This window comes from Streptomyces sp. (genome assembly GCF_036566765.1).
Lineage (GTDB): Bacteria > Actinomycetota > Actinomycetes > Streptomycetales > Streptomycetaceae > Streptomyces.
Map to the genome: position 1 here is coordinate 1 of NZ_DATCVQ010000528.1, position 3,934 is coordinate 3,934.

Annotated in this window: 1 protein-coding gene; it reads left to right on the forward strand. The window is 71.1% G+C overall.

Annotated features, from left to right (window positions below; translation table 11 throughout):
- Positions 1-144: 144 nt before the first annotated feature.
- Positions 145-3,291, forward strand: coding sequence for an isoleucine--tRNA ligase (gene ileS / locus VIU94_RS30620; protein WP_331916287.1), 3,147 nt, complete (start codon positions 145-147; stop codon positions 3,289-3,291).
- Positions 3,292-3,934 lie beyond the last annotated feature (643 nt).

A 3,934-nucleotide genomic window follows, 5' to 3' on the forward strand; every position in this document is an offset into this window, starting at 1 on the left:
GAGCTCATTAGACCCGGCCGCAGTTCGAATGAAGAGGGCCCCGCCCCGAGCGAGGCCAAGAAGGGTGGTACCGCGGAGCCGTCCGGCTTCGTCCCTTCACGCAACAGCCCTGCCGGCCGATCAAGCGTGGAGGTCCCGCCCGAGATGTCTTCTCCGTATTTCCGCTCTCTTTCCGCGCAGGTCGACCTGCCCGCGCTCGAGCGCGAGGTCCTCGACCGCTGGCGGGACGGGAAGATCTTCGAGCGCTCCGTCGAGCAGAACGACGGCAACCCCTCCTGGACCTTCTACGAGGGCCCGCCCACCGCCAACGGCCTGCCCGGCGTCCACCACGTCGAGGCCCGCGTGTTCAAGGACCTCTTCCCCCGCTACAAGTCCATGCGCGGATTCAGCGTTCCGCGTAAGGCCGGCTGGGACTGTCATGGCCTGCCGGTCGAGGTCGGCGTCGAGCGCGAGCTGGGCCTGTCCGGCAAGAAGGACATCGAGACGTACGGCATCGCCGAGTTCAACGCCAAGTGCCGCGAGTCGGTGCTGCGGCACGTGGACGCGTTCGAGCAGATGACCGAGCGGATGGGTTACTGGATCGACCTGTCGCAGGCCTACCGGACGATGGACCCGTCCTACATCGAGTCCGTGTGGTGGTCGCTGAAGGTCGTCTTCGACAAGGGGCTGCTGTTCCGCGACTTCCGGATCACCCCCTACTGCCCGCGCTGCGGCACCGGGCTGTCCGACCACGAGCTGGGCCAGCCCGGCGGCTACGAGACCGTCTCCAGCCCATCGGTCTACGTGCGCATGCCCGTCACCTCCGGCCCGCTGAGCGAGCTCGGCGCCGCCCTGCTGGTGTGGACGACGACGCCGTGGACGCTGGTCTCCAACACCGCCGTGGCCGTACACCCCGAGGTCACCTACGTCGCAGCCCGTACGACGGACGGCGAGGTGCTGGTCGTCGCCGAGCCGCTGCTGTCGGTGCTCGGCGAGGGCGCCACCGAGGTCGCCCGCTTCACCGGCCGTGACCTGGAGCACACCTCCTACACGCGGCCATTCGAGCTGGTCGACATCCCCGGCGCCCACTACGTGGTGCTCGGCGACTACGTGACGGTCGAGGACGGCACCGGGCTGGTCCACCAGGCTCCGGCGTTCGGCGCCGACGACCTGGCCGTGACCAAGCGTTACGACATGCCGGTCGTCAATCCGATCGGCCCCGACGGGCGCTTCCTGGACGACGTGCCGATGGTCGGCGGCCAGTTCTTCAAAGACGCCGACGAGGGCCTCACCGAGGACCTGCGGGCCCGCGGCCTGCTGTTCCGCGGCACTCACTTCGAGCACAGCTACCCGCACTGCTGGCGCTGCCACACGGCGCTGCTCTACTACGCGCAGCCGTCCTGGTACATCCGCACGACCGCGGTGAAGGACCGTCTCCTCGAAGAGAACGAGAAGACGAACTGGTTCCCGGACTCGGTGAAGCACGGCCGCTTCGGCGACTGGCTGAACAACAACATCGACTGGGCGCTCTCCCGAAACCGCTACTGGGGCACCCCGCTGCCGATCTGGCGCTGCGAGGACGACCACCTGACGTGCGTGGGCTCGCGCGCGGAGCTGACCGAGCTGACCGGCACGGACCAGTCCGACCTGGACCCGCACCGCCCGTACATCGACGACGTCACCTTCACCTGCACCGCCGAGGGCTGCTCGCTGGAGGCCGTCCGCGTGCCGGAGGTCATCGACGCGTGGTACGACTCGGGCTCGATGCCGTTCGCGCAGTGGGGCTACCCGTACAAGAACAAGGACCTGTTCGAGGCCCGCTACCCGGCGCAGTTCATCAGCGAGGCGATCGACCAGACGCGCGGCTGGTTCTACACGCTGATGGCGGTCGGCACGCTGGTGTTCGACAAGTCGTCCTACGAGAACGTGGTCTGCCTGGGCCACATCCTCGCCGAGGACGGCCGCAAGATGTCCAAGCACCTGGGCAACATCCTGCAGCCGATCCCGCTGATGGACCAGCACGGCGCGGACGCGGTGCGCTGGTTCATGGCGGCCGGCGGCTCGCCGTGGGCGGCGCGGCGGGTGGGCCACGGCACGATCCAGGAGGTCGTGCGCAAGACCCTCCTCACGTACTGGAACACGGTGGCCTTCCAGGCGCTGTACGCCCGTACGTCGGGCTGGGCGCCAAGCGCGGCGGACCCGGCGCCGGCGGACCGGACGGTCCTGGACCGCTGGCTGCTCAGCGAGCTGAACGCGCTGGTGGACCAGGTCACGCAGGCGATGGAGGCGTACGACACGCAGCGCGCCGGCAAGCTGCTCTCGGCGTTCGTGGACGACCTGTCGAACTGGTACGTGCGGCGCTCGCGGCGACGGTTCTGGCAGGGCGACAAGGGCGCGCTGCGCACGCTGCACGAGGTGATCGAGACGGTCACGCGGCTGATGGCCCCGCTCACCCCCTTCATCACGGAGCGGGTCTGGCAGGACCTGGTGGTCCCGGTGACGCCGGAGGCGCCGGAGTCGGTGCACCTGTCGACGTGGCCGGAGGCGGACGCGGCGCTGATCGACCCGACGCTGTCCGAGCAGATGCTGCTCGTCCGGCGACTGGTGGAGCTGGGCCGGGCGACGCGTGCGGAGTCGGGCGTGAAAACCCGCCAGCCGCTGTCGCGGGCGCTGGTGGCGGCGAGCGGCTTCGGCGCGCTCTCCGACGACCTCCAGGCCCAGATCACGGAGGAACTGAACGTCTCGTCGCTCGCTTCGCTGAGCGAGGTCGGCGGCTCGCTGGTCGACACCACGGCGAAGGCGAACTTCCGCGCCCTGGGCAAGCGCTTCGGCAAGGGCGTGCAGGACGTGGCGAAGGCGGTGGCGGCGGCGGACGCGGCGGCGCTGTCGCTGGCGCTGCGGTCGGGCGAGGCGACCCTGGAGGTGAACGGCGAGAAGGTGGCTCTCTCCCCAGAGGAGGTCATCATCACGGAAACCCCGAGGGAGGGCTGGTCGGTGGCGTCCGACCAGGGCGCGACGGTGGCGTTGGACCTGGAGATCACCCCGGAGCTCCGCAAGGCGGGCCTGGCGCGTGACGCGATCCGCCTGATCCAGGAAGCCCGCAAGAACAGCGGCCTGGACGTCGCGGACCGCATCGCCCTCCGCTGGACCTCCACGGACGAGGAGGTCACGGAAGCCCTGACGACCCACAAGTCGCTGATCGCCGACGAGGTCCTCGCGACGGACTACGCGGAGACCGAGGCCGACGAAACGTACGGCGAGCCCTTCACGGACGAGGGCCTGTCCCTGACGTTCCGCCTCCGCAAGGCGTAAGAGCGAACACCGAAAGGCCCGGCCCCGATGGGCCGGGCCTTTCCGTTCCCCCACCCCGCCCCTCTCAGAAACTCAGACGAGACCGGGGGCTCAGCCCCCGTACCCCCCCCGAGGCACCGGGGCCGGGGGCCGGCGCGGCGCAAAGCTGCCGCAACGCCTCGGGCGGAGCCCCGGGCAACCGGCGGCGCGAAGCTGCCGCACGCCCGGGGCCGGCCCCAGCCGTACGGAGCGGAGCCCGCCCCGGCAACCCGGCGGCGCGGAGCTGCCGCCTGGCCAGGGGTGCGGGGGCGCAGCCCCCGGCACCCGCACCCCCGGAGTCCGGCGCGCAGCCCCCAGCGCCCGCACCCCCGGAGTCCGGCGCGCAGCCCCCAGCGCCCGCACTCCCGGGGTCCGGGGCGGAGCCCCGGTTTCGGGAAGGGGCGGGGTGGGGGAAAGCCCGCCGCAGGCGCCCCCGACCTCAGCCGCCTCGGACCCGCACCCATACCCGCCCCGCTCCGCACACGCCCCGTACCGCACGTGCCCACGGCAAAAGGCCGGGGCCCTGGGATTGCTCCCAGGGCCCCGGCCCTTGCCGCTGCCGACGGCTACGACGCGCTCAGCGCGCGCAGTCGCGCCGTCAGTTGTCGTCCTCGTCGATCAGGAA

Bases quoted from the DNA above. Each gene is read 5' to 3' on its own strand.
- ileS (WP_331916287.1), top strand. From the start codon at position 145: ATGTCTTCTCCGTATTTCCGCTCTCTTTCCGCGCAGGTCGACCTGCCC.